The following is a 26,675-nucleotide window of genomic DNA, read 5'->3' as shown; positions in this document are numbered from 1 at the left end:
GGCCCTGAAAATGAAGTGCTCCGATGTGACTCCAGCATATATTTGATTTGCGTGGAAGGGATTCGTGTGCCGGGCGATTCGCGTGCTGTCCTTTATCAGGTGGTCGTCAACGACGCGGAACAGTATTCGATCTGGCCGGCCGGCGCCCCGGCCCCGGCCGGCTGGCGCGCAGAAGGTCCTGCCCGTACCGAAGAGGAATGTCTCGCCCACATCGAAGAGGTGTGGACGGACATGCGCCCGCTGGGCCTGCGCGGGCGGACGGCGCGATGAGCGCCCGGGCGACGCGCGTGCCGGGAGGCCGGACGGCGGGGATCGCGCACCACGAGTCCCTCGTCGAGGCCACCGTCTCCGAGCAGCAGCGCGCGATGTGGTTCCTGGAGCGGACCGGGCGGCCCGGCACGTACAACATCGGGTCGACCGTCCGGATCCGCGGGGAGTTCGATGTACCCGCCATGAAAAGGGCGTTGGCCGAACTCGTGGAACGGCACCGGATTCTGCGCTCCGTCCTCACCGAGAGTGAGGGCGAGGACGAGGGCGGCGTCCGCCAGCGCGTCCGGCGGCTCGACGAGATCGATCTGTTCGACGAGACGTGGGACGGACGGGCCGAGACACCGTTCGACCTGGGCACCGGTCCGCTCGTGCGCGCCCGCATCGACCGGCGGGGGCCCGACGACCACCTCTTCTTCCTGTGCTTCCACCACGCGGTCTACGACGGGGGATCGGCACCGGTCTTCTGGCGTGAACTGTGGCGGGCGTACCGGGGGGAAAGCCTCGACGAACCCGCCGTGCAGTACGCGGACTACGCGATCTGGCAGCAGCAGCGGCTGACCGGTGGCGTCCTCGACAAGCAGGCCCAGTGGTGGGCGGACACCCTCAGGGGCTGTCCGGTACTGACCACGCTGCCCGCGGACCGGCCCCGCCCGGCCCATCCCAGCAACGCCGGCCGCGAGTTGCGGCTCAGGATGCCCGAGCCGGTCCGGCGCGGCGTCGAGGCGATGGCGGAGGCGGAGGGCGCCAGCTTCTACATGGTCGTGCTGGCGGCGCTCCAGGCGTTCGTGTCCCGGGTCTCCCGGCAGGACGACGTGGTGATCGGCTCGCCGCTGTCCGGCCGGGTCCGGCCCGAACTGCGCGAGGTCATCGGCTGTTTCGTCAACACCGTCGCGACCCGCGCCGACCTCTCGGAGGACCCCTCGTTCCGCGCCCACCTGGGCCGGACACGGGACCATGTGCTGGACCTCTTCGACCATCTCGAACTGCCCTTCGACCGGGTGGTGGAGACCGTCAATCCGCCGCGGTCGCCCAGCTGGTCGCCGCTGTTCCAGATGCTCTATGTGCACCAGGGCGACATCACCGAGCGCGACACGCCTTCGGAGCTCCTGGTGACCGAGGTGGACGAGCGGACCGACAGCGCCAAGTTCGACTGGCTCGTCACCACTTGGCAGGACGCGGAGGGCATGGTCCTCAGCGTCGAGTACGCCACCGAGCTGTTCGACGACGGCACGGTACGCCGGCTCGCCGATGAGTTCCTCGGCATGCTGGCCGCCGTGCTCGCCGACCCGGACCGGGCGCTGAGCGGCCACCCGGTGACCGCCACGGCCGCAGCGGCGGTGGGCGCGACGGCGGTTGCGACGGTCGCGCCCGACGAACCGGCGCCCGCCGCCGAGGACCCGGCCACCCCCACCGAGCAGTACCTCGCCGAACTGTGGCAGCAGCTCCTGGACGTCCCGCGGGTGTACCGCAACGACGACTTCTTCCACCTGGGCGGGCACTCGTTCCTCGGCATCCGGCTGCTCAACCGGGTCCGCCTCCAGCACGGCGTGGAGCTGCCCACCGCGGCGCTCTTCGAGGCCCGCACCCTCTACCGGCTCGGCCGGGCGATCGACCGTGAACTGACCGCCCCGGCCAGGGCCGAACTGCTGCCGATGGCCGAGGGAAGCGGACCGGCGTTCTTCCTGGTCCACCCGGTCGGCGGCGGAGTGGGCTGCTACGCCGGTCTGGCCAGGGCGCTGGGACGGCCGGTCTACGCGCTGGAGGCGGTGGGCCTGAGCACGGTCGAGGAGATGGCGGAGGCGTATCTGACGGCCGTCGAGTCGGCCGCGCAGCCTCCGCTGGCCTTCGGCGGCTGGTCGATGGGCGGTGTGGTGGCGTTCGAAATGGCCCGGCGCCTCGAACTGCGCACCGGCAAGGCCCTCCCGGTGCTGATGATCGACAGCCATGTGCCCGATCCGCAGGACGGGCCGGCCACGGAGGCCGACCTGGTCTCCTGGTTCGCCGAGGACTGGGGAGCGGCCGTCGGCACCGACCTCGGCCCGTCCGTCACCACCCGGGAACAGCTCTGGCAGCGCGCCCGGAAGCACGGGCTGCTGGAATCCCCCGGCGACGGCGGCCTGGTGGAGCGGCTGCTCGACCGGTTCGAGACCAATCTGCACGCCATCCGCCGGTTCACCGTCACCGGCGGGTACCCGGGCCGGGTCTGTCTGATCCAGGCCGAGGACGAGCCCCGGGACCGGGCCGATCACGGCTGGGGCGGCGTGACCTCACGGCCGGTGCGCACCATCGCGTTGCAGGGCGACCACTACGGCGTCATGCGCGGACCGGAGCTGGCACCGACCCTGGCCCGGCTGCTCCAGGAGGCGATCGATCATGACTGACACCCTGGTGGTGCTGGACTTCCCGGGCCGGCGCGCCGAGGCCCACCTGTCCGACCTGCGTCTGGAGGACCTCGGCTGGGACGTGCTCTACGCGATCAGCGAGCCCTTCAGCCGGTCGGTGGAACCGTCGCGGTACGTGGCACACCTGGCGGGGCGCTGCTCCGGCGTACCGGTCCGCGCGGTCCTCGCCTACTGCATGGCGGCCCCGCTGGCACGTGAGCTGGCAGAGCGGCTGGGAGGCGCCGGCGGGCCGGTCCCGGTGGTGTTCTTCGACGGGGAGCCGGGCGCCGGGGCGGAGATCCGCGAGACGGTGGGGGCCGTCGTACGGCAGCTCACCGGCGGGCCCGCCGAGCAGCTCGGCGGTGAGCTCGCCGCGGCGTTCGCGGACGCGGAGCTGCGCGAGCGCCCGGAGCGGGCCATGGCGGTGCTGGCCGAGCAGGTGGTCCGGCTGGGGGCCGAGGTCTTCCAGGAGGACGGATTCGACGAGGACGAGGCGGTGGCGGCCGCGACGCGGGTGTCCGGCTTCTACCTCGACTGGATCGCCTTTCTCGTGGCCTCCTTCCGGGCCGGGTCCCCGTCGTCCGGGGCGGGCTCCGTCACGCACATCCGGTCGGCGGACCATCCGGTGAGCGACGACTGGATCCGGGCCGGCTCCCTCGACGTGCACATCGTCGACTGCGTCCGGGCGGGCCTGCTCGCCGATCCGCGTACCCGTGAGCTGACCGCACACCTGCTGGGGAGCCCCGCTCCCGCCCGCCTCGACCGGTAGTCCTCGCACCTTCCCTTCTGCTGTGGAGTGAAATGACCGCGCCATCCCGCCGCAGTGCCCGTACGACCACAGTCACGGTGACCCCCCAATGGCAGGGAGGCAGACTGCCGGCCCTGGTTCTCGGCACGGGCGCGGCCGACCTCGTGTCCTGGATCTCGGGCAACACGGAGACCGTCACCCGGCTCGCCCACGACAGCGGTGCCGTGCTCTTCCGGGGCTTCGGCATCGACTCGCCGGACACCTTCCGCAGTGTCATGGCGGCGCTCTCCCGCGACGTACTGGACTACGGCGAGCGCTCCTCGCCCCGGCACGAGATCACCCAGGGGGTCTACACCTCCACCGACCACCCCGCCGACCAGCACATCGCCCTGCACAACGAGCAGTCGTACACGCTGGACTGGCCCGTGCGGATCGTCTTCTGCTGCCAGCGGCCGGCCACCACCGGCGGCCGCACCCCGCTCGCCGACAGCAGACGAGTGCTGGCCCGGCTCGACGCACCGACGGTCGCCCGCTTCCGGGAGCTCGGCGTGCGCTACGTCCGCAACTACCTGCCCGGCATCAGCCTGAGCTGGCAGGAGGCGTTCCAGACCGGCAGCCGTGCCGAGGTGGAGTCGTACTGCGCGCAGCACGACATCTCCTGCGAGTGGGTGAGCGACGAGCAGCTGCGGACCTGGCAGGTCCGGCCGGCGATCCGGCTCCACCCCGGCACCGGGGAAGAGACGTGGTTCAACCACGCGCTGTTCTTCAACAACGCCGCGCTCGCCGGTGAGGTGGGCGACGGGCTGCTCGCCGCGGTGGGCGAGGAGAACCTCCCGTACCACACCTACTTCGGGGACGGCAGCGCGATCCCGGCGGAGACCGTCGCCGGGATCCGGGAGGCGTACCGGGCCGAGACCGTGGGATTCGACTGGCAGCAGGGCGACGTCCTGCTCGTCGAGAACATGCTCGCCGCGCACGCGCGGGAGCCCTTCGAGGGCCCGCGCCGCATCCTGACCGCGATGGCGGACCGCTGGTCCGCCGCCACGGAGATCGGAGCCGCCCGATGACCCCCGGTCCCGTACGGCGGCGTCCGCGCACCGGCGCCGACCCGATCCGCCGCTCATTCGTCGACGACGACGACTTCTGCCTGGTGCTGCGGAGCGACGACGGCGCTCCGCTTGCACCGTACGTAGCGGCCCACCGCGAGGAGATCCTCGCCGACCTCGACCGGTACTGCGCCATCCTGTTCCGGGGATTCTCGGTGCCCGATCCGGAATCGTTCGGGGCCGCCGCCCGCGGGGTCAGCCCCGACCTGCTCGGGTACCTGGAACGGGCGGCACCGCGCGACGAGGTCGCCGACAAGGTCTTCACCTCCACGGAGTTCGCCTCCGACCAGGTCATTCCGCTGCACCACGAGATGTCGTACGCGCACAACTGGCCCAGCCGGCTGTACTTCTACTGCGACCTCCCCGCGGAGACCGGCGGTGCCACCCCGCTGGCCGGCGAACGCCGGTTCACCCCACGGCTGCCGGCCGAGATCCGCGAGCGGTTCCTGCGGCACGGCGTGATGTACGTGCGCAACTACGGCGAGGACCTCGACCTGCCCTGGCAGGAGGTGTTCCAGACCTCGGACCAGGCCGAGGTCGAGGCCTACTGCCGTGCGTCGAACACCGAATTCCGGTGGACCGGCGGCAACGGACTGCGGACCCGCGCCGTGCGCCAGGCGATGGCCACGCACCCGCGCACCGGCGAGCAGGTGTGGTTCAACCACACCCATCTCTTCCACGTCTCCAACATGCCGTCGGAGGTGGCGGAGACGCTCATCGGCGAGTTCGGCCTGGAAGGGCTGCCCCGCAACGCCTACTACGGCGACGGCTCACCGATCGAGCCGGGGGCCGTCGAGCTGATCCGGAACCTGTACCAGGAGACGGCGGTCTCCTTCCCGTGGCAGCGCGGTGACGTCCTGATGGTGGACAACTTCCTGGCCACGCACGGCCGCGAGCCGTTCACCGGCGAGCGCCGGACCCTTGTCGCCATGTCGGATCTTCATGTGAATCGAGCTCTGCCATGTCCGTAACCGAAAGCTACCGACTCTCGACCCAGCAGCGCCGGCACTGGGCCCACGACCGGGACGGCCGCATCACCGCACAGCTGCGGACCGCGACGCCCCTCGACCGGGACAGGGCCGAGCGGGCGCTGTCCGCACTGGTCGCCCGGCACGAGACGCTGCGGCTGCGCATCGGTGACCTGACCGGCACCGGCATGCCGATCCAGGTCGTCGACGAGGACACCGTGCTGCCGGTCCGCGACGCCGACGGGGCCGCCGACGCGGCACCGGTGACCGTGACCCTCGCGGCGGACCGGCTGACCGTCGACGCCTCGGTGCTCGTCGCCGACCGGGAGAGCCTGGCCCTGTTCCTCGACGAGTTCGCGGCGCACTACCTCGGCACGCCGCCGGCCGAGGACCCCGACCGCGTCCAGTTCCTGGACGTCGCCGAGTGGCAGGCCGACGAGGCCTCCAGCGACGTGCCCGCGGCGCCCGGCGCCGTCACCTCGGTGACGCTGCCCCACCGGGACGACACGCCCGCGGATCCGACGATCGAGTGCCCGCTGCCGGACGAGGACCCGGAGCCGCGGGTGCTCGGGGCCTGGCTACGGGCGCTCGGCCGCTATCTCGACCCGGGCGCCGAACCGCTCGCGATCGCCTGGTACGACTCGGGCCGTCACCCCGACGGAACCACCGGGGTGATCGGGCCGCTCGGCTGCTTCGTCGCGATCGACCTGCCCCGGGACGCCGACGACACCGCCCTCGCGTCGCTGCTGTCCGAGGCCCGCGGCCGCAGCCTCCGCGTCGCGCCGCTGGACCGGGCCGCGGCGGCCGGATTCGCCATGCATCCGCAGCCGCCCGCCGAAGGGCTCACCGCGCTGGGTGCCGTGGACGTCTCGGTACGCTCCGCGCCGCCCGCCACCGGCCTGCACCTGGAGTGCGTCGTGGTGGACGGCCGGCTGCGGCTGACGCTCCACACCGCCGGGACCGACACCGGTCCGGCGGCCGGGCGGATGCTGCTCGAATCCGTGGTGGCCGAGCTGTCCGGCGGCGGCGCCGGGCCCGCCGAGACCCGGGCGCTGGCCCGCTGGGCCGGCGTGGCCGGCCCGTACGCCGAGCAGACCCTGGTGGACCTGCTCGACGACGCGTTCACCGCGGCGACGGGGACGGACCCCGCGGTGATCGCCCCCGACGGCACACTCACCTTCGCGGAGCTCGACCGTGCCGCGGACGCGATAGCCGGCCGGCTCCGCGAGCGGGACGTCCGCCCCGGAGACCGGGTGGTCGTGCTCGGCGAGCGGTCCGCGTCGGTGATCGCGGCCTTCGTCGGCGTGCTGCGCGCCGGTGCGGTCTACGTCCCGCTCGACCCGGTCCACCCCACCGCGTGGCTCGCCGCCCAGGCGCGGGCGGTGGACGCCGCACTGGTGCTGGGCACGCCCGGCGGGGCGGCGCTGCGCGCCCTCGCCACGCAGCTGCCCACGCTGGCGCTCGACGGCACCGGCCCGGCGACGGGCGGCGAGCAGGTCCGGCCCCGGCCGCAGGACGCGGCGTACATCATCTTCACCTCCGGCTCGACGGGTGCCGCCCGGCCGGTGGTGGTGGAGCACCGCAACGCGGTCGCCCTGCACAAGGCCCTCCAGGAGACCGTCTACGCCGACGCGCCGGACGGGCTGCGGGTCGCGGTCAACGCGTCGCTCGGCTTCGACGCCTCGGTCAAGCAGCTCCTCCAGCTCGCGGCCGGGCGCACCCTGTGCCTGGTGGGCGAGGAGACCCGCCGCGACATCCCGGCACTGCTGGACTGGCTCGCCGGGCACCGGGCCGGGGTGCTCGACTGCACCCCCTCGCACCTGCGTCTGATCCTGGACGGCCGGGAGCCCGGCCGGCGCCTGCCGGAGCTGCTCCTGGTCGGCGGTGAAGCGGTCGACGAGGCGCTGTGGCAGGAGCTCGCCGGTCTCGACGGGGTGCGTGCGGTGAACCTGTACGGCCCCACGGAGTGCACGGTGGACGCCACCTGGGCCCGCGTCGACGGGGCGGACACCCCGTCCATCGGCCGTCCGCTGCCCGGCCTCCGGGTCCATGTGGTGGACCCGAAGGGCCTGCCGGTGCCGCCCGGTCGCGCGGGCGAACTCCTGGTCGCCGGACCCCAGGTGGCCCGCGGCTACTGGGCCGACGAGGAGGCGAACGCCGCCCGCTTCACCGAGATCGACGGGGCCCGCGCGTACCGGACCGGGGACCGGGTCCGGTTCCTCGAAGACGGCCGGATCGCCTATCTGGGCAGGCTGGACGACCAGATCAAGATCAATGGGCACCGTCTGGAACCGGGTGAGGTGGCGGCCGCCCTCCAGGCGCATCCGGCCCTCGCCCGTGCGGTCGTCGACCGACGGCCGGCACCGGGGGCCGCCACGGCCCCGGACCGGCTCACCGCCTACGTGGTGCCGCGGCCGGAGGCGACCTCCGGCCTGCTGGACGACCTCGTCGGGGTGAACCCGCACGAGACCCGCTATCTCTTCGACGAGATCTTCGTCCAGCGCACCTATCTGCAGGGCGGCATCACACTGCGCGAGAACGCCGTGGTGCTGGACGTGGGCGCGAACATCGGCATGTTCGCCCGCTTCGTCGACGCGACCTGCCCCGGCGCGCGGATCCTGGCGTTCGAGCCGCTGCCCGAACCCTTCGAGCTGCTGAGGAAGAACGCGCAGGGCCGCCGGAGCCGTATCGAACTGTTCCCCATCGGCCTGTCCGACCGGGCCGGCACCGCCTCGTTCACCGTGTACCCCGGCTACTCGATGATGTCCGGACTGGCCGCGTACGCCGACCCGGCCGCGGAGCTGTCGGTGGTCAAGCGCTTCCTCACCAACCGGCGTGACGAGGCCCTGTTCGGCGAGGTCTCGGAGGTGCTGGCCGAACGGTTCACCCCGACCACCGAGCAGGTCACCCTGCGCCGTCTCTCGGACGTGCTCGCCGAGACCGACGTGACCCGGGTCGACCTGCTCAAGATCGACGTGCAGCGGGCCGAGCTCGACGTCCTGCACGGCATCGACGACGCACACCTCGCGCTCGTCCAGCAGATCGCGCTGGAGGTCCACGACGACACCGGCGGCGCCCCGGACGGCCGGACCGCGCAGATCGCGGAGTACCTGCGCGCCCGCGGCTTCGAGGTGGTGACCGAACAGGACGAGCTGCTCGTCGGCACCGACCGGCACGCCGTCTACGCGGTCCGCCCGGAGTACCGCGACGACCCCCGGCCGATCGCCGAGCCGCCGCTGGCCGTACCCGACGCGGCACTGCTGCGGCAGTGGGCCGCGCAGCGGCTGCCGGAGCCGTTCGTCCCGGCCGACGTGGTCTACCTGGACGAACTGCCGCTGACCGCGAACGGCAAGCTCGACCGCGCCGCGCTGCCCGCCCCGGGGCGGCAGGACCGGGTCGTCACCGGGCCGGCCACCGCCGACGAACGCGCGCTCGTCGCGGTCTGGGAAGAGGTGCTGGGCCGCACCGGGATCGGCGTGGACGACGACTTCTTCGCCCTGGGCGGGGACTCGATCCGGGCCATCCGGATGCGGGCGGTGGCCGGGCGTGCCGGGCTGCGGTTCCCGCTGCGCACGGTCTTCCGCGCCGTGACGATCCGGGCTCTGGCCGCCGAGATCACCGGCCACGAGGACACCGGCCGGGAGCCTGCCGCTCCCGAGCGGACCGCCTTCGACCTGATCGACCCGGCGGACCGCGAGCAGCTGGCCGACGACGTCGTGGACGCGTACCCCATGACCGCGCTCCAGCTCGCCATGGTGTTCCACGCCGAGACGTCGCCGGACAGCGACAGCTACCACGTCGTCACCGTGGTCACGGTGCGCGGCGACTGGGCCCCGGACGCGCTGCGGACCGCCGCGGACCGGCTGGCCGCCCGCCACGAGGCGCTGCGCACCTCCTTCAACCTCGCCGACCACCGGACACCGCTGCAACTGGTGCACGAACGCGTCGAGATCCCCTGCCGCGCGGAGGACCTGTCCGGGCTCAGCGAGTCCGAACGCGAGGAGCGGGTCGACGCGCTCGTCGCGGCGGAACAGGCCGCGCACTTCGACTGGCGGGCACCGATGCTGCGGCTGACCGCGCTGCGGACCGGCCCGGACACCTTCGAACTGGTGCAGACCCACTTCCACGGCGTGCTCGACGGGCTGAGCCTCCAGCTGATGACCGAGGAACTGCTCGCCGAGTACGACCACTGCCGGCTCGGCCGGCAGGCGGCACCGGCGCCGACGCTGCCCTACCGCCGCTATGTCGAGGCGGAGCTCGCCGCGCAGACCGACGAGGACACCCGCCGGTACTGGCGCGAGTCCCTGGCCGGGGTCCGGCCGCTGCTCCTGGCCGGCACCGCCCGCCCGCGGATGAGCCGGGCGCATGTCATCGAGTACGACGAGGTGCCCGCAGAGGTGTTCGGCCGGGCCGCCGAGGCGGCCCGGGTACCGGTGAAGTCGCTGCTGTTCACCGCGCACGTACGGGCGCTGGCCGCGGCGTCCGGACGCAGCGACGTGGTCACCGGACTGGTGATGAACGGCCGGGTCGGGGAGGAGGGCGGCGACCGGACGCTGGGCCTGTTCCTGAACACCGTGCCGGTCCCGGCGACGGCCGCCGACGGGCCGGCCGACCTGTGGCGGGCCGAGCAGGCCCTGGTCGGCCACCACGCCCTTCCGCTGGTGGACATCCAGCGCTGCGGCACCGGCACCCCGCTGTTCGACACGTTCTTCAACTTCGTCCAGTTCGAGTCGGCCGACAAGCCGGACGGCGCCCAGGTGATCCGGGAACGCGACCGCGTCACCGACGTGGGCTTCGCGATCGCCACCCACGCGGAGATCGCCGACGGACGCCTGCGGGTGACCGTCCAGTACGACCCCGACCCGGTCGGCGCCGACCTGCTCGACACCTACGCCGGCGCACTGCGCGCCGAACTGGACGCGGCCGTCGCGCCGATGCACACCGTGGAGGGCCCCCGATGAGCATTGTTCCGCGCAAGCGGCGGCAGCGGCCGGACACCGCCGGACCGGCCGTCGCGCCGGCCGGGCAGGACCGGCCGCTCTCGGCGGCGCAGCAGCACCTGTGGCTGATGCACCGCCTGCACCCGGACAGCTCGCTCTACAACATCCCCCTGCTGCTGCGGCTGCGCGGCCCGCTGGACGTCGGTGTGCTGCAACGGTGCCTGCGCGACGTCGTCGCCCGGCACGACATCCTGCGCACCCGGTTCCTGGACCGCGCCGGCCTGCCGGTGCAGGTGGTCACCGAGGGCGCCCATGTGCCGCTGCCGGTCCACGACATTGCCGCCGATCCCGACCGGGAGCGGCGACTGCGCGAGGTGCTCGACGAGGAGACCCACGCGCCGTTCGACCTGGCCCGCCAGGCGCCGCTGCGGGCGGCCGTGGTGCGCTGCGGCCCCGAGGAGCATGTGCTGGCGCTGACGTTCCACCACATCGTCTTCGACGGCTCCTCCGCCGCCGTGCTGCTCTCCGAGCTGAGCGAGCTGTACCCGGCGCACCTCGCGGGCCGGGCACCCGTGCTGCCCGAACTGCCCGTGCAGTACGCCGACTTCGCAGAACGCGGCCGGTCGCAGGAGTTCGACGAGCAGTTGCGCTACTGGAAGGAGCGGCTGGCCCCGCTCCCGCCGACGCTGCAACTGCCCGCGGACCACCCCCGTCCGGCGGTGCAGAGCTACCGCGGATCGGTCGCCGAGTTCGAGATGAGCGCGGAACTGGCCCGCCGGGTCGAGGAGTTCGGCCGGGACCGGGGCGCGACCCCGTTCGTGGTGCTGCTCTCCGCGTTCTTCGCGCTGCTCGCCCGCTACACCGGTGAGCGGGACCTGGCCGTCGGCATCCCGGTGGTCCGCCGCCCCGACCCCGATCTCGACGATCTGATCGGATGCTTCGTCAACACCCTGGTGATCCGGGTCGACGTCGCGCCCGACCTCGGCTTCGACGACCTGGTCACCGCGGCCGCGGACGCCGTCTACGGTGCCTTCGAGCACATGGACGTGCAGTTCGACGAGGTCGTGCAGGCGGTGCAGGCCGACCGCGACCCGAGCTACTCACCGCTGGTGCAGGCCAGCTTCGGGCTCCAGACCGCCGAGCTGACCGGCGAGCTGAGGCTGCCGGGCATCACCGTGGACACCCTCACCGACACCCAGGTCTCGGCCAAGTTCGACCTCAGCCTGGACCTGATCCAGCAGGGCGACGTCTTCCGCGGCGAGATCGAGTACGCCAGTGACCTGTTCACCGCGCGGACGGCACAGCACGCGGCCGGCCACTGGGTGCAGCTGCTCGGCGCACTGCTCGACGCCCCGGACGCCCCGGTCGCCGCGCGGCCGATGCTGACCCCGGCGGAGCGCGAGCACCAGCTCACGGACTGGAACGACACCGCACTGGCCATCGGCGACCTGCTGACCATGCCGGAGCTGTTCGACGCGCAGGCGGCCCGTACACCGGACGCCCTCGCCGTGGTCAAGGGCTCCGACCGGCTCACCTACGCCGAGCTGGAGCGCCGGGCCAATCAGCTGGCGCACCTGCTGCGCAGCCGGGGCGTGGACACGGAGACCCCGGTCGGGGTGTGCATGGAGCGCGGCGTGGACGTCGTCGTCGCCTTCCTCGGTGTACTGAAGTCCGGCGGCGTCTACGTGCCGCTCGACCCGGAGTATCCGAGCGACCGGCTGGAGTACATGCTCGGCCACGCGGCCGTGCCGGTCGTGGTGAGCTCCACCGCCACGGTCCGCGAGGTCCCCATGCCGGCGGGCGCCCTGCTGCTGCTCGACGAGGAGCGGGGGGCGCTGGAGGCGATGCCGGCGACCGCGCCCGAGGTCACCATCGACCCGGACCAGCTGTCGTGCATGTTCTACACGTCCGGCTCCACCGGCACACCGAAGTGCGCGATGGTCACGCACCGCAACTACGCGAACTACTTCCGCTTCTGGGAGCACACGTATCTGCGGGACACGCCGATGCGCTCGCACCTGCAGATGACCAGCTTCGCCTTCGACATCTTCGTCGCGGACGCGACCCGGGCCCTGTTCAGCGGGGCGAAGCTGGTCGTCGTCCCGCACGAGACGGTGATGTCCCCGCCCGATCTCCACGCCCTGATGGTGCGCGAGGAGGTGAACAGCGCCGAGTTCATCACCCCCATCCTCGCGGCGCTGGCGGACCACCTCCAGGACGCGGGTCTGCGGCTGGACTTCCTCGACCTGCTGGTGGCCGGCAGCGACATCTGGTACTCCCGGGACTACCTGCGGATACGCGATCTGTGCCGGGACGACACCCAGATCGTGGCCGCGTACGGGCTCAGCGAGACCGCCATCGACAACGCCACGCTCGCCCGGCACGAGGGCCCGACGAGCGAGGACGGCATCGTGCCGATCGGCCGCCCCACGGCCAACACCCAGCTCTACGTGCTCAACGAGCGGCAGCAGCCGCAGCCGGTCGGGGTGCCGGGCGAACTGTACGTGGGCGGGGTGGGCGTGGGCCGCGGGTACCACCGGGACACCCGGCTGACCGCGAGCCGGTACATGCCCGACCCGTTCTCCGGCGTGTCCGGGGCCCGGATGTACCGCTCCGGCGACCTGGCGAAGTTCCGCCCGGACGGAGTGCTGGAGATCCTCGGCCGGATCGACAACCAGGTGAAGGTCAACGGATTCCGGATCGAGCTCGGCGAGATCGAGTCGGCGCTGCGCGGGCACCCGGCGGTCGACAACGCCGTGGTGGTGGTCCGCCCGACCGCGGCCGGCGGCGACGCACGGCTCGTCGGCTACGCGACGCTGCTGGACGGCGAGGCCGCCGTCGACCTGGTGACCTACCTGACCGAGTGGCTGCCCGCCTACATGATCCCGTCGGTGATCATGGTGCTGGACGAGCTCCCGCTCAACGCGAACGGGAAGATCAACCGGCGGGCACTGCCCGAGCCGGCCACCGCCGACGACGGCACCGGCGACTACCTCCCGCCCCGGACGCCGGTCGAGCGCCGGCTTTCGGAGATCTGGGCGGAGGTGCTGCGGGTCGACCGCGTCGGCCGGAACGACAACTTCTTCGCCCTCGGCGGCAGTTCGCTCATGCTCACCCAGGTCGCCTCGCGCATCCGGCGGTCGCTGCACCGGGAGGTGCCGCTGCGGACCATCTACCAGTACCCGACGGTCGCGTCGCTGACCACGGAGCTGACCACCCGCGCGGATCAGGGGCAGGAACAGGCCATCGCCACCGTGCCGCGCGACGGAGCGCTGCTTCCCGCGTCGCCGGCCCAGGAACAGCTCTGGTTCCTCGACCGGCTCAACGGCGGCGACGTCAGCTACCACGTGCCCGTGGTGCTGCGGCTGACCGGGCCCCTGCGGGTGGACGCGCTCGAAGAGGCGGTGCGCTCGCTGGTCGCCCGGCACGAGATCCTGCGTACCGTCTTCTCCTGGTCCGACCGCCGGCTGCACCAGACGGCCGGGAAGGACCTCCAGGTGCCGCTGGGCCGCCGCGACCTCTCCCAACTGTCCGACACCCAGCGCGTCGAGGCGCTCGACATGCTGATCCGGGCCGACGAGCGGGAGCCGTTCGACCTCGCCCGCGGGCCGCTGATCCGGACCATGCTGATCACCCTCGGCGAGCAGGAGCACGTGTTCCTGCTGACCCAGCATCACATCGTCACCGACGGCTGGTCGTCGTCGGTACTCCACAAGGAGCTCGGCGAGTTCTACGCGGCCGCCGTCCAGGACCGGGCACCGGCCCTGCCGGAACAGCGGATCCAGTACGCCGACTTCGCGGTGTGGCAGCGCGACTGGCTCGCCGGGCCGGACGGCCGCCGGCAGCTCGCCTACTGGAAGGACCGGCTCACCGGCGCGCCCGAGGTGCTGGCCCTGCCGCTGGACCGCCCGCGGACCGCCGGCGCGGGAGGCGTGGACGGGGCGAGCGTCCCCGTCACCGTCCCCCCGGGCGTCCACCGCGAACTGCTCGCCCTCAGCCGGGCGCACGGGGTGACGCTGTTCATGACCTTGCTGGCCTCGTTCGGCGTGCTGCTCGCCCGCCGCACCGGGCAGAACGATCTGGTGATCGGCACGCCCACCGCCGGGCGCACCCGGCTGGAGCTGGAGCCGCTGCTCGGCTTCTTCGTCAACACCGTGGGGCTGCGTATCGACCTCACCGGGGACCCGGCCTTCGCCGAGGTCCTCGACCGGGTGCGGGAGACCGCCCTGGGCGCGTACGAGCACCAGGACGTGCCCTTCGAACGGGTGGTCCAGGAGATCGGCCCGCGGCGCGACGCCCGCCACCACCCGCTCTTCCAGGTGCTGTTCGGGGTGGACGACGAGGAGGACGCCGATCTCACCCTGCCGGGGCTGGAGGTGGAGACGGTGCCGACCGAGTACTCGACGGCCAAGTTCGACCTGGACCTGGCGGTCGAGCACGCCGGGAGCGAGCTGCGGGCCTCCTTCGGCTACCGGACCGACGTCTTCGACGCCGCCACCGTCGAGGCGATCGCCGCGGGCTGGCTCCAGGTGCTGGCCGAGGCGGCGCAGCACCCCCGGCGCCGGGTCGCCGAGTTCGGCCTGCCCTGGTCGGCCGGGGACGCCGGGGACGCGGCGGACGAGGGCACCGACGACGACACCGCACCGGACACGGCGGTACTGCCGGCCGTCGCCCGGATGTGGGAAGAGCTGCTCGACCTGGAGGAGGTACGTCCCGACGACGACTTCTTCCAGCTCGGCGGACACTCGTTGCTGGCCATGGACATCACCCTGACCCTCTCGGACCTGCTGGACCTGACGGTGCCGGTACGGGCCGTGTTCGAGCACCCGACCCTGGCCGGCTTCACCGCCGAGGTGCGGCGCCGTGCCCGGGAGGCGGGCATCGACGACCTGGCCGAGCGGCTCTCCGCGGACGAGGGCGACACCGGGTGGTGACGATCGCCGAGCGGTTCCGGACGCAGGCCGCCCGGCACCCGGACCGCATCGCACTGGCCGAGGACGGGGCGGTGCGCAGCTATGCCGAACTGCTCGCGGACGCCGAGGCGTTCGCCGGCGGACTGGCCCGCGCGGGGGTGCGCGAGGGTGAGCTCGTCGGCATCGCGGGCGAGCGGTCGGCCGCCTTCGTCACAGCGGTGGTCGGCACGGTGCTGGCCGGCGCCGGGTATGTGCCGCTCAACCCGGCATACCCGGCGTCCCGGCTGGGGCGGATCGTGACGAAGGCGGGGCTGCGCCTCGTGGTGCGTACCGGCGACGGTCCCGCACCGGACACGGCGGCCGTCCCGGCACCGGCCCGGCTCGTCACGGCGGCGGAAGTACGGAACGAGAGCGATGGCGGCGCCACCCCGGCCGTACCGGACGAGAACGTCCCGGCCTACGTCATGTTCACCTCCGGCAGCACCGGCGAGCCCAAGGGCGTGGTGGTGGGCCAGGCCGGAGTGATCCGGCTGGTCTGCGGCGCGCGCTACGCCGGTTTCCGCGCACAGGACAGGATCGCGCACGGCGCCGCCCCGGAGTTCGACGCGGCCACCCTGGAGATCTGGGGCGCCCTGCTCAACGGCGCGGCCCTGCACATCGCCGGCCCGGAGACCATGGCCCGTCCGGCGCTGTACGGCGCGTTCCTGCGGCGCGAGCGGATCACGTTCGCCTGGCTGACCGCGCCGCTGTTCCACCGCATGACGGATCACGACCCGGGCATGTTCGCCGGCCTCCGGACGCTGATCACCGGCGGCGACGTGGTCTCGCCCCGGCACGCCTCCCGGGTGCTCGGACACTGCCCCGGGCTCGACCTCTACAACGGGTACGGGCCGACCGAGAACACCACGTTCACGACCGTGCACCGCGTCACCCGGCCGGTGCCCGAGCCGATCCCGATCGGCGCCGCGATCGAGGGCACCGCCCTGTTCGTCTGCGACGACCGGGGCGATCCGGTCCCGGACGGCGTCGAGGGGGAGCTGTGGGTCGGCGGGACCGGCGTCGCGCGGGGCTATCTGAACGACCCGGCACTGACCGCGGCCCGATTCCGCGACGGCCGGTACCGCACCGGTGACCGGGTCACCCGTGACACGGCGGGCGTGCTGCACTTCCACGGCCGGGCCGACCAGCAGGTCAAGATCGCGGGAAACCTCGTGGAACCCGCCGAGGTCACCGCGGCCCTGCGCACGCTGCCGCAGGTGCGGCGGGCGCACACGACCGCCCGCCGGGACGCGGCGGGGGAGGCACAGCTGACCGCGTACGCCGTCACCGACGGAACCGGCGCCGCCCCCCTGCGGTCGGCGCTCGCCCGGCTGCTCCCCGGCTATCTGCGGCCGGCGCACCTGCTGATCCTGGACGAACTGCCGCTCGGACCGTCCGGCAAGGTGGACAACGCCCGACTGCCGGTGCCCGCCGAGGCGGCCGAGGAGACGCCCGACGAGGGCGTGCCGGCCCTGCCCCGGCTGTGGGCCGCCGCGCTGGGCTGCCGCACGGAGGACCTCACTCCGGACAGCGACTTCTTCGACGTCGGCGGCGACTCGCTGAAGCTGGCCCGGCTGCTCGACCTGATCGACCGGCGGATGGGGCGCAGCCTCCGGTTCGCCGACGCCTACGCGGCGAGCACACTGCGCGGGATGGCCCGGCGGCTGGCGGACGCCCCGGCGGCGGTCCCGGCCATCCCGGCCGGCACCGGTCCGACCGGGCCGGCCCATCCCAGCCAGCGCGGCCTCTACACCCTGTGGCAGGCCGGACCCGCCTCGCTCGCCTACAACATCCCGGTCCGGATCGACTTCGACGGCCCGGTGGACCCCGAGCGGCTGCGCGCCGCGCTGCGGACCCTGGTCCACCGGCACGACGCCCTGCGCACCCGGCTCTTCGTCGACGCCACCGGGCTGCGCCAGCAGGTGCTCGACGAGGCCGAGCCGGAGTGCGAGACCGTACCGCCCGGCGATCCGGCCACGGAACTCGCCGGCTTCGTGCGACCGTTCGACCCCGCGGTGCCACCCCTGCTCCGCGCCCGGCTCGCCGGTCCCCGCCTCTACCTCGACCTGCATCACCTGATCGCCGACGGCGTCTCGGTGCGCGTACTCGTACAGCAACTGCTGGAGCTGCACGAGGGAGTTGCCGCCGCCCGGCCCGCGGTGCGCTGGCTGGACGCGGCCGCGTGGTGCGCCGAACGGGCCACCCGCGACCACAACCACTGGCTCGGCCGGCTGGACGGCATGCCGGGAGCGGGCACGTTCGTCACCGACCTTCCGCGCCCGCCGCGCCCGGGGGACACCGGCGCGCGCGAGCGCCGCGACCCGGTGGCCGCGTCGCTGCTGACCCGGGTCGCCCGGTCGCACCGCACGACCCCGTTCGTGGTGCTGCTCGCCGCGTACGCGACCACTCTGCTCCGGACCGGCGGCCTGACCGGCCTGGTGATCGGCGTGCCGATGCACGGGCGCTCGCACCCCGACCTGGCCGACACAGTCGGGATGTTCGTCACCACCGTGCCCATACCGGTGCGCACCACCCCCGGCATGCGGCTGGCCGAGCTGGTGGCCGGCCTCGATGCCGAGCACCGCCGGGCCCTGGACCGCCAGCACTTCGCGTTCGACGACCTCGCCGCGGCCCGGGGCGGGCGGCCGGGAACCCGCAATCCGCTGTTCGACGCGTTCCTGGCCCTGCAGAACATGGACATCTACGCGTTCGCCGCCGGGAACCTGAGCGCTCGCCTGGAGCTGCTGCCGACCGGCAGCCCCCGGTTCGACCTCAACCTCCAGGCCCACGACCGCCCGGACCGCCTCGTCGTGGACCTGGAATACGCCACCGACCTGTACGCGCCGGACTCCGCCACCCACCTCCTGGACGCCGTGCTGGCCGCGGTCGAGGAGCTCGACACCGCGCCGGACGGGCCGGTGCTGCGCAGCGCGGCAGCCCCGGACCACGCCGACGAGGCCGATTTCGATTTCGGAGCGATGCAGTGACCAATGTGATCGCCGGCCGGGCGTTGCACGAGTTCCCCGAGGAGACGTCGTACTGGCTCCGCTGGATCGACGCGCTGCCCGAAGCCACCCTGCTCTGCCGGGACCTGCTCCGGGCGGAACAGGACGAGGAGCCGACAACGACCGGGACGTATCCGCTCGACCCCTCCGTGGTCGCGCGGACGACCGCGCTGACACGTGACGACCCCACCCTGGTCCAGGTGCTGACGACGGCGGTCACCGCGCTGCTCGCGGCCGTGCGGACGGACACCCGGGACGTCTGCGTGCTGGCGGACTCCGGCGGACGGGTCCTCCCGGTGCGGATCGTCGTCGACCCCGGGCAGACCTGCCGGCAACTGCTGTCCGACGTGCGGAAGACGTACCTCACCGGGGCGCGCAACCTCGATGTGTCACCCGAGGCGCTGCTCCGGCGCGCGGGCGTCGTCCCCACCGACTTCGCCGTCGTGGCCACGGACGCGGAGCGACTGCCCGCCGGGAGCACCCTGGGCTTCTCGGTGGCGTCCGGCCGGCTGTCGGTGCGATACCGCACCGATCTTTTCCTGGCATCGACGGCCGATCGGCTGGCGCGCGCTTTCACCGCGATCCTCACCGGGCTGCTCGACCCGGTCGGACCGGGCACGGTGGGCCCGCTGCTCACCTCCATGGACCCCGCCGAGGCCGAACTGCTCGCCGCGGTCAACCGGACCGGCCGGCCCCGGGCCGAGGGCGTCCTGCTGCACCACGGGCTGCAGAACGGGGCCGCACGGTTCCCCGACCGGGTGGCGGTACGCGACAGCGGCACCACCTACGCCCAGCTCAACCGGCGGGCGAACCGGCTGGCCAGGCGGCTGCGCGAACTGGGCACGGAACCCGGTGACATCGTCGGGATGGCGGTGCCCCGGTCCACGGACGAACTGGTGGCGCTCTACGCGATCGTCAAGGCGGGCGCCGCCTACCTGCCGATCGACGTGGCGCTCCCGCCGGCCCGGATCCGGCACATGATCGAGGAGAGCCGGGCACGGATCGTCGTGGGCGCGACGTGCCCGGGCGCCGAGGTGCTGGTCGATCCGGCCGACCCCGGGCTCGCGGCGCTGGACGGCGGGGACCTGCCGGACCTCACGGGCGAGGACGCTCTCGCGTACGTCATCTACACCTCCGGGTCGACCGGGACGCCCAAGGGCGTGATGGTCGAGCACCGGGCCATCGTCAACCGGCTGACCTGGATGCAGCGGGCCTATCCGCTCGCCGAGGACGACGTCGTCCTCCACAAGACGCCGGTCTCGTTCGACGTCTCGCTCTGGGAGATCTTCTGGTGGTCGATGGCCGGCTGCTCGGTGAGCACGCTGCCGGTCGGCGCCGAGCGCGAACCGCTGGCCATCCTGGAACGCATCCGGGAGCACTCCGTCACCACGCTGCACTTCGTCCCGTCGATGCTCCAGGCGGTGCTGCCGAGGCTCCGGGGCCAGCGCCCCGAGGGACTGCGGCGCATCTTCGCCAGCGGGGAGGCGCTCAGCACCGGGACGGTCCAGCTGCTGCGGGAGCTGTACCCGGACGGGGGCCCCGCCCTGATCAACCTGTACGGGCCCACCGAGGCGGCCGTCGACGTCACCCACTACGACTGCACCGGCCACGACGCGCGCCGGCCGGTCCCGCTCGGAGTCCCGATCGACAACCTGCGCCTGCGGATCCTGACCCGGGACGGCCGGCCGGCACCGATCGGCGTGCCGGGCGAGCTGTACCTGCTCGGCGCCGGACTGGCCCGCGGCTATCTGCGCGCCCCCGCGCGTACCGCGGAGCGTTTCGTGCCGGACCTCCAGGAACACGGCGAGCGCGCGTACCGGACCGGCGACGCGGCCCGGTGGCTGGAGGACGGCTCGGTGGAGTACCTGGGCCGGCTGGACACCCAGGTGAAGATCCGCGGGCACCGGATCGAACTGGGCGAGATCGAACACGTCATGCGCGCGGTGGCGGGCGTGCGGGACTGCGTGGCCATCGCCGTCGACGGGACCCTGCGAGGGTTCGTGGTCGCCGACGGGCCGGACATCGAGGCCACCGTGCGGGCCGCTCTCACCGAGCGGCTGCCGGCGTACGCGGTGCCCGCGACGATCCTGCGGATCGACGAGATCCCGTGCACCCCGAACGGCAAGCGGGACTTGAAGGCCCTGGCCGGGCTGCGCAGGCGGACGCGGCGCGGCGCGCCCCGCGGCGAGGTGGAGACCACCCTCGCCGGAATCTTCTCGGGCGTGCTCGACGGCCGTCCGGTCGGCGCCGAGGACAACTTCTTCGACCTCGGCATCGACTCCATCAAGTTCATCGGCGCTCTGGCCGCGGCGCGGCCCGCCGGTCTGGACTTCACTCTCCAGGAGCTGTTCGCCCATCCGACCGTGGCCGCGCTGGCCCGGGTGGTGCGCCGGGTCGCGGCGCCGGACGAGGACGCGCCGGCGGTGCCGTTCGCCCTGCTCACCGGGGACGACGCGAAGGCCGGACTGCCCGCCGACGCGGTGGACGCGTACCCGCTGACCCACCTTCAGCGCGGGCTGCTCTACGAGGTCGCCACCCGGGACGCGGCGGTCTATCACGACGTGGCCGGGTACCGGTACGACGGCCCGCTGGACCGGCCGCTGTTCCTGCGCGCGGCGCGTGAAGTGGCCGAGCGGCACCCGGTGCTGCGCGCCTCCTTCCATCCCGGGCGGCAGCCGGTCCCGGTACAGGTGGTGCACCGGGCGGCCCCGGACTGGTGCCGGTTCGTCGACCTGTCCGGCCGGACCGGACCGGAGCAGCGCGCCTACCTCGAAGGGGCGGTCGAGGAGGAGCTGCGGGCAGGCTTCCCCGACGGCACCCCCGGGCTGGTCCGGATGCGGGTCTGCGATCTGGGAGGTGAGCGCCGGCACCTGCTGCTGAGCTATCACGCCGCGGCGCTCGACGGATGGAGCGTGAACCGGCTGCTGCACGACCTCTTCGTCCGGTACGCAGAGCTGAACGGCACCGGCGCTCCCGCCGGGGCCGACGAGCCGGTCGGCTTCGAGTGCTTCGTCGCGCTGGAGCAGAGCGCCGTGGCGTCCGACGAGCACCGCGCGTACTGGCACGGTGTGCTCGACGGCGCCGAGCTGACCGGGGTGCCCCGGCTGCCGGACCCGGGCCTGGACCCGGCTCAGACGCTGCGCACCCTCGACGTTCCGCTGGACGCCGGGCTCGGCGCCGAGCTCATGGCCGTCGCCGGCCGGACCGGCGTACCCCTGAAGTCGGTGCTGATGGCGGCGCACCTGGCGGTGCTGGCCTTCGTCTCCGGCCGCCTCGACGTCACCACCGGGTACGAACTGAGCGGCCGTCCGGAGAAGCGGCACGGGGACGCCACCCTCGGGCTCTTCCTCAACACCCTGCCGCTGCGGGCGCGGACCGACGCGGACAGCTGGACCGAACTGATCCGCCGGGTCCACGAGTCGGAGGTGGAGCTGCTGCCGCACCGGCGTTTCCCGATGGGCGAGCTGGTCCGTGAGGCGGGCCGCGACCTGTTCGAGGTGGTCTTCAACTTCACCCACTTCCATGTGCTGGACGACCTCGACCGCCGGCACGGATTCCGGCTCCGCCGGGTCGCGGTGCACAGCCAGACCGAGTTCCCGCTGCGGGCGGAGTTCTTCCGGGACGCCCTGGACGGCACGGTCGGCCTGAGCCTGCACTACGACGGTTCGGCCTTCGGCGCACCGCAGATCGACCGGATCGCCGGCTACTACCGGACCGCCCTGCGACTGCTGGCCGCCGACCCCCGGCAGTCCCCGGCGGCGCGTTCACTGATGGACGACGCCGAGGCGCGGGAGCTGGCCGCCCTTCGGACCGGGCCGGTCCACGAGGTGCCGGGCGAGACGGTGCTCGACCGGTTCGCCGGCACGGTCGCCGCCCGGCCCGACGCCGTCGCGGTCAACCACGCGGCGGCCACGCTCAGTTATCAAGAGCTGGACCGGGAGTCCCGCCATCTGGCCGCCGGACTCGACGCCCGGGGCGTACGGCTGGGCGAGCCGGTGGGCGTCCGGATGACGCGGGGCCTGCCGTGGGCGGTGGCCGTGCTGGGCATCCTCCGGGCCGGTGCCGTCTACCTGCCCCTGGCGCCGGGAGATCCGGACGAACGGGTCCGCCGCATGGTCCACCGGGCCGACTGCCGGACGGTACTCACACCGGCGGAGTACGAGCTGGTGCTGAAGGAAGGACGGACCCGGGCGCCGGCCGCCACGGCGCCGGCCGTGTCCGGCGACGATCCCGCCTACGTCATCTTCACCTCCGGCTCCACCGGTGAGCCGAAGGGCGCGGTGGTGACCCACCGCGGCATGCTCAACCACCTCCAGGCCAAGATCGTGGACCTCGCGCTCGACGGCTCCGACGTGGTGGCCCAGACCGCCTCGCAGTGCTTCGACATCTCGGTCTGGCAGCTGCTCGCCGCATGGCTCACCGGCGGCCGGTCGGTGATCGTGGACGACGTGGTCGACCCGGCCGACCTGTGGCGGACGGCCGACGACACCGGGGTGACCGTCCTGGAGGTGGTGCCGTCGCTGCTCGACGCCCTGCTCGACGCCCCGGGACGGCCCGCCGGACTCGGCCCGCTGCGCCACCTGATGGTCACCGGCGAGGCCTTCCGGCCGGACCTGTCCCGGCGCTGGTTCGCCGCGTACCGGGTGCCGATGGTGAACGCGTACGGGCCGACCGAGGCCTCCGACGACATCACCCACCACATCGTCGCGGAGCCGGTGGACGCCGAGCGGGTGCCGGTGGGGCGCCCGGTCCTGAACACCACGCTCCATGTGGTGGGGGAGAACGGAGCGGTGGTCCCCATCGGCACGATCGGCGAGATCCTGGTGAGCGGTCCGGCGGTCGGCGCCGGATACGTCAACGATCCGGAGCGGACGGCCGCCGCCTTCCCGCCCAACACCCTCGACGACACCTCCCCCCGGCTCTACCGCACCGGCGACCTCGGCCGCTGGCTGCCGGACGGGCTGCTCGACTGTGTCGGCCGGCGGGACCAGCAGGTCAAGGTGCGTGGGTACCGGATCGAGCTGCCGGAGATCGAGCAGGCACTGACCCGGGTGCCCGGCATCACGGCCGCCTTCGCCTTCGTCCACCGCAAGGGGGAGCGACGCCTGCTGGCCGCCCGGTACAGCGGCGAGGCCGGGCTCGACGCGGCCGGGATACGTGCCGGGCTGGCCCGCGAACTCCCCGGCTACATGCTGCCCGACGTCATCGGCCGACTGCCGGTGGTGCCGCTGAACGCGAACGGCAAGGCGGACCGGGCGGCCATCGCCGCGCTGCCGCTGCCGGAGACGGAGCGGCACCGCCCCAGGCCGCCCGCGACGGCGGCCGAGCGGGAGGTGGTCGCGCTGTTCGCCACCGCCCTCGGCCTGCCGGCCGACGCCGTCGGTGCCGACGGGGACTTCTTCGACCTGGGCGGCCACTCGCTCAGCGCGATGGCCGTGGCGGCGCGCTCCGGTGGCCGGTTCGGCGTACGCGAGCTGCTGCGGCACCGCACGGCCGAGGCACTGGCACGGGCCTCCGCACCGGCCGACGGCAGCCTGTTCGCCGAGATCGCGACGGCCGACCGGCCGGAGCTGACCGTGGTGTGCTTCCCGTACGCGGGCGGCTCCCCGGTCGGCTATCTGCCGCTCGCGGAGGCCGTGCGGGAGCGGCTGCCCGTACGGTTCCTGGTGCTGGACCTGCCGCCGGGGACCGACCCGGACCCGCACCGGCTGATGAGCACCCTGGTCACGGAACTGGACCGGGTGACCGGCCCGCTCACCCTGCTGGGGCACTGCGCGGGCGCGGGGCCGGCACTGGCCCTCGCCCACCGGCTGCCGGCCGAGCGTGTGGCCTCGGTCGTCGTCGTGGGCAAGACGATCAAATCGGCCGACCCCGCGGACCATCCGGTGCGCGAGGTGCTGCGGGCGCCGGACGAGACGGTCCGGCAGTGGGTGGTGCCCGGCACGGAGGCGGGCGACCGGCCCGCGCCGACCCCGGACGAGGTGGCCGCCCTGCGCCGCGACACCGCGCTCGGCAACGCCCTCCTGGCCGGCCTGCTGCGCGACGGCACGCCACTGGCGCGGCCGTTCACGGTCCTGACGGCCGACGACGACCCGGTGACACCCGATCTGCCGGGCACCGTGCCGAACTGGGCGCTGCTCGCCGCGGACCCGCGCGTGGTGAACCTGCCCGACGGCGGCCACTACCTCAACCGGACCCGGCCCCGACTGCTTGCCTCCCTGCTCACGCCCGCCACGGAGACGCCACATGAGCAACCCGACCGCGCCTGACCCGGGCGAGGACTTCGTCCCGCTGCCCGGCCTGCTGCCGCACGCCGGGCTGTGGCTCAAGCTGGAGTCCCGCAACCCGGCCGGGTCGATCAAGATGAAGACCGCGACCGCCATGATCGAGGCGGCCGAGCGGGCCGGGCTGCTCCGGCCCGGCGCCGAGCTGATCGAGTCCACATCGGGCAACCTCGGCGTCGCGATGGCCGCGATCTGCGCGGCCCGCGGCTACCACCTCACCCTGGTGACCGACCCCAACAGCAACTACCGCAGCGTGCAGCAGATGCGGGCGCTCGGCGCCGAGGTGGTGGTGATCGAACGACGCGACGACAACGGCGGCTACCTGGGCTCCCGGATCTCCTACATCAGCCTCCGGCTGGCCACCGAGCCCGGCCTCATCTGGCTGAACCAGTACGCGAACCCGGCGAACGTGGCGGCCCACCGCGACGGCACCGCGGCCGAGATCTGCGAGCGGTTCGGCGTACCCGACCGGCTGTTCGTCGGCGTGGGCACCTCGGGCACGCTGATGGGCTGCCTGGAGCACTTCCGGGACCACGACCCACGGCCGGCCGTGGTCGCGGTCGACGTGCTGGGCTCGGTCACGTTCGGCGGCGCGCCGGCCCGCCGGCTGATCCCCGGCATGGGGGCCAGCCGGATCCCGGAGATCTTCGGCCCGGGGGCCTACCGCCGGGTGCTGGTCTCCGAACGGGACACCATCGTCGCCTGCCGCCGGATCGCGGCCCGCTACGGCCTGCTCGTCGGCGGCTCGACCGGCACCGTGGTGGCGGCGGCCATGGCCCACGCGCACCGCGTGCCACGGGGCAGCCGGGTGCTGGCGATCTCGCCGGACCTCGGCAACGCCTATCTGGACACCATCTACGACGACGGGTGGGTCGCCGCCCACTTCGGCGAGGAACTGCTGCGGGACATCGCCAGACCGGCGCGCGGACCGGTCCGCGGAGAGCTGAGGCCTGTCCCGTAACCACCGGTGGGCGCACGACGAGAGCCGAGGCGCCCCGGATCACGGAACAGCCCCTATGGAAAGCGAGAACATGACTACGACGACTTTCTCGGTGGTCGGCGGACCCGCCGTACGCGCGGCCCTGGCCGGTGCCGAGCAGGACGTGATCGACCGGGTGCGCGAGGCGTACCTCCTGCACGACGCGGGGCGCACGGTCAACCCGGACAGCTACTTCCTGCGGTTCCCGGAGAAGCCGGACAGCCGGATCATCGCGCTGCCCGCCTTCCTGGGCGGCGAGGCCGAGACCGCCGGGATCAAATGGATCTCCAGCTTCCCCGGCAACCACGACCGGGGGCTGCCCCGGGCCTCCGCGGTGCTGGTGCTCAACGACTACCGGACCGGTTACCCGATGGCGCTGCTGGAGTCGGCGACGATCAGCGCCGCCCGTACCGCGGCATCCGCCGCGCTGGCGGCCCGGGTTCTGCGGGACACCCCGCCGCGCAGCTGGGGCGTCATCGGCGCCGGAGTGATCGCCCGGGAGATCTGCCACTACCTGGCCGCCGCCACGACCGCACCGCCGGTGGTGCACTGCCACGACCTGAACCCCCTGGCGGCCGAGCGCTTCGCGGCCGGACTGCCCGGCGGACGGGCCGCGGACCTGGCCACCGCGTGCGACGCCGACCTCGTCGTCCTCGCCACCACGGCGCTCCGCCCCCACCTGCCGGCGGACCTCCGCTTCCGGCCCGGCCAGCTGGTCCTGCACGTGTCGCTGCGCGACCTGGAGCCCGGGACCCTGCTGGACGCCGAGAACATCGTCGACGACGTGGACCACTGCCTGAAGCAGAACACCTCGCCGCATCTCGCCGAACAACTGCTCGGCGACCGGTCGTTCGTGACCGGGACGCTCGCCGATGTGCTGCGCGGAGACGTCACCCTCCGCGCCGACCGTCCAGTGATCTTCTCCCCCTTCGGCATGGGTATCCTCGACCTCGCCGTGGGCCGGTTCGTACTCGACCGGGCCGTCGCGGCGGGCACCGCCACCGAGATCTCCGACTTCTTCGCCCCGAATGGAGCGTGACGG

General features: G+C 73.3%; 11 protein-coding genes. All 11 read left to right on the top strand.

The annotated features are described in order from the left end of the window. The first annotated feature begins 51 nt into the window (after window positions 1–51). The 11 genes from ABZ622_RS00370 (at window position 52) to sbnB (ending at window position 26,672) form a co-directional block, all read left to right on the top strand. Complete coding sequence (locus tag ABZ622_RS00370; protein ID WP_360538775.1) at window positions 52–270, top strand: MbtH family NRPS accessory protein; 219 nt, start codon at window positions 52–54, stop codon at window positions 268–270. Continuing rightward, window positions 267–2,651 carry a condensation domain-containing protein gene (locus tag ABZ622_RS00365; protein WP_360538772.1) on the top strand — a complete coding sequence of 795 codons (2,385 nt, stop codon included), beginning with the start codon at window positions 267–269 and terminating at the stop codon, window positions 2,649–2,651. The genes ABZ622_RS00370 and ABZ622_RS00365 overlap by 4 nt, the downstream gene beginning before the upstream one ends. Beyond that, window positions 2,644–3,420 (top strand): hypothetical protein, encoded by a 777-nt coding sequence (locus ABZ622_RS00360; RefSeq protein ID WP_360538769.1) that lies wholly within the window; start codon window positions 2,644–2,646, stop codon window positions 3,418–3,420. The genes ABZ622_RS00365 and ABZ622_RS00360 overlap by 8 nt, the downstream gene beginning before the upstream one ends. A 32-nt stretch (window positions 3,421–3,452) precedes the next feature. Then, window positions 3,453–4,466 (top strand): TauD/TfdA family dioxygenase, encoded by a 1,014-nt coding sequence (locus tag ABZ622_RS00355; RefSeq protein ID WP_360538766.1) that lies wholly within the window; start codon window positions 3,453–3,455, stop codon window positions 4,464–4,466. Beyond that, on the top strand, window positions 4,463–5,476 hold the full coding sequence (locus ABZ622_RS00350; protein WP_360538763.1) for a TauD/TfdA family dioxygenase: 1,014 nt from the start codon (window positions 4,463–4,465) through the stop codon (window positions 5,474–5,476). Before ABZ622_RS00355 ends, ABZ622_RS00350 begins: the two co-directional genes overlap by 4 nt. Beyond that, on the top strand, window positions 5,467–10,434 hold the full coding sequence (locus ABZ622_RS00345; protein WP_360538760.1) for an amino acid adenylation domain-containing protein: 4,968 nt from the start codon (window positions 5,467–5,469) through the stop codon (window positions 10,432–10,434). The genes ABZ622_RS00350 and ABZ622_RS00345 overlap by 10 nt, the downstream gene beginning before the upstream one ends. Then, entirely contained in the window at window positions 10,431–15,347 is a 4,917-nt protein-coding gene (locus ABZ622_RS00340) for an amino acid adenylation domain-containing protein (RefSeq protein ID WP_360538757.1), read from the top strand. The genes ABZ622_RS00345 and ABZ622_RS00340 overlap by 4 nt, the downstream gene beginning before the upstream one ends. Then, a complete protein-coding gene (locus tag ABZ622_RS00335; RefSeq protein ID WP_360538754.1) occupies window positions 15,341–18,352 on the top strand; it encodes an amino acid adenylation domain-containing protein in 3,012 nt (1,003 codons plus the stop codon). Before ABZ622_RS00340 ends, ABZ622_RS00335 begins: the two co-directional genes overlap by 7 nt. Beyond that, window positions 18,349–24,639, top strand: a complete 6,291-nt coding sequence (locus ABZ622_RS00330) for an amino acid adenylation domain-containing protein (protein ID WP_360538751.1) — start codon at window positions 18,349–18,351, stop codon at window positions 24,637–24,639. Before ABZ622_RS00335 ends, ABZ622_RS00330 begins: the two co-directional genes overlap by 4 nt. Then, the gene (gene sbnA / locus ABZ622_RS00325; RefSeq protein ID WP_360538748.1) at window positions 24,617–25,615 is read left to right on the top strand and encodes a 2,3-diaminopropionate biosynthesis protein SbnA; all 999 of its coding nucleotides are present in this window, start codon (window positions 24,617–24,619) and stop codon (window positions 25,613–25,615) included. The genes ABZ622_RS00330 and sbnA overlap by 23 nt, the downstream gene beginning before the upstream one ends. Before the next feature lie 70 nt (window positions 25,616–25,685). Next, on the top strand, window positions 25,686–26,672 hold the full coding sequence (sbnB, locus tag ABZ622_RS00320; protein ID WP_360538745.1) for a 2,3-diaminopropionate biosynthesis protein SbnB: 987 nt from the start codon (window positions 25,686–25,688) through the stop codon (window positions 26,670–26,672). Window positions 26,673–26,675 lie beyond the last annotated feature (3 nt).

The organism is Streptomyces sp. NPDC007164, assembly GCF_040634135.1.
Classification (GTDB): Bacteria; Actinomycetota; Actinomycetes; order Streptomycetales; family Streptomycetaceae; genus Streptomyces; species Streptomyces sanglieri.
Note: the sequence above shows the minus strand (reverse complement) of the source record. Positions and strands in the feature narration are given on the sequence as shown.

Excerpts from the sequence above, each read along its gene's own strand:
- ABZ622_RS00350 (WP_360538763.1), top strand. The coding sequence starts at position 4,463 with ATGACCCCCGGTCCCGTACGGCGGCGTCCGCGCACCGGCGCCGACCCG.
- ABZ622_RS00340 (WP_360538757.1), top strand. The coding sequence starts at position 10,431 with ATGAGCATTGTTCCGCGCAAGCGGCGGCAGCGGCCGGACACCGCCGGA.
- ABZ622_RS00360 (WP_360538769.1), top strand. The coding sequence starts at position 2,644 with ATGACTGACACCCTGGTGGTGCTGGACTTCCCGGGCCGGCGCGCCGAG.
- sbnB (WP_360538745.1), top strand. The coding sequence starts at position 25,686 with ATGACTACGACGACTTTCTCGGTGGTCGGCGGACCCGCCGTACGCGCG.
- ABZ622_RS00345 (WP_360538760.1), top strand. The coding sequence starts at position 5,467 with ATGTCCGTAACCGAAAGCTACCGACTCTCGACCCAGCAGCGCCGGCAC.
- ABZ622_RS00355 (WP_360538766.1), top strand. The coding sequence starts at position 3,453 with ATGACCGCGCCATCCCGCCGCAGTGCCCGTACGACCACAGTCACGGTG.
- ABZ622_RS00365 (WP_360538772.1), top strand. The coding sequence starts at position 267 with ATGAGCGCCCGGGCGACGCGCGTGCCGGGAGGCCGGACGGCGGGGATC.
- sbnA (WP_360538748.1), top strand. The coding sequence starts at position 24,617 with ATGAGCAACCCGACCGCGCCTGACCCGGGCGAGGACTTCGTCCCGCTG.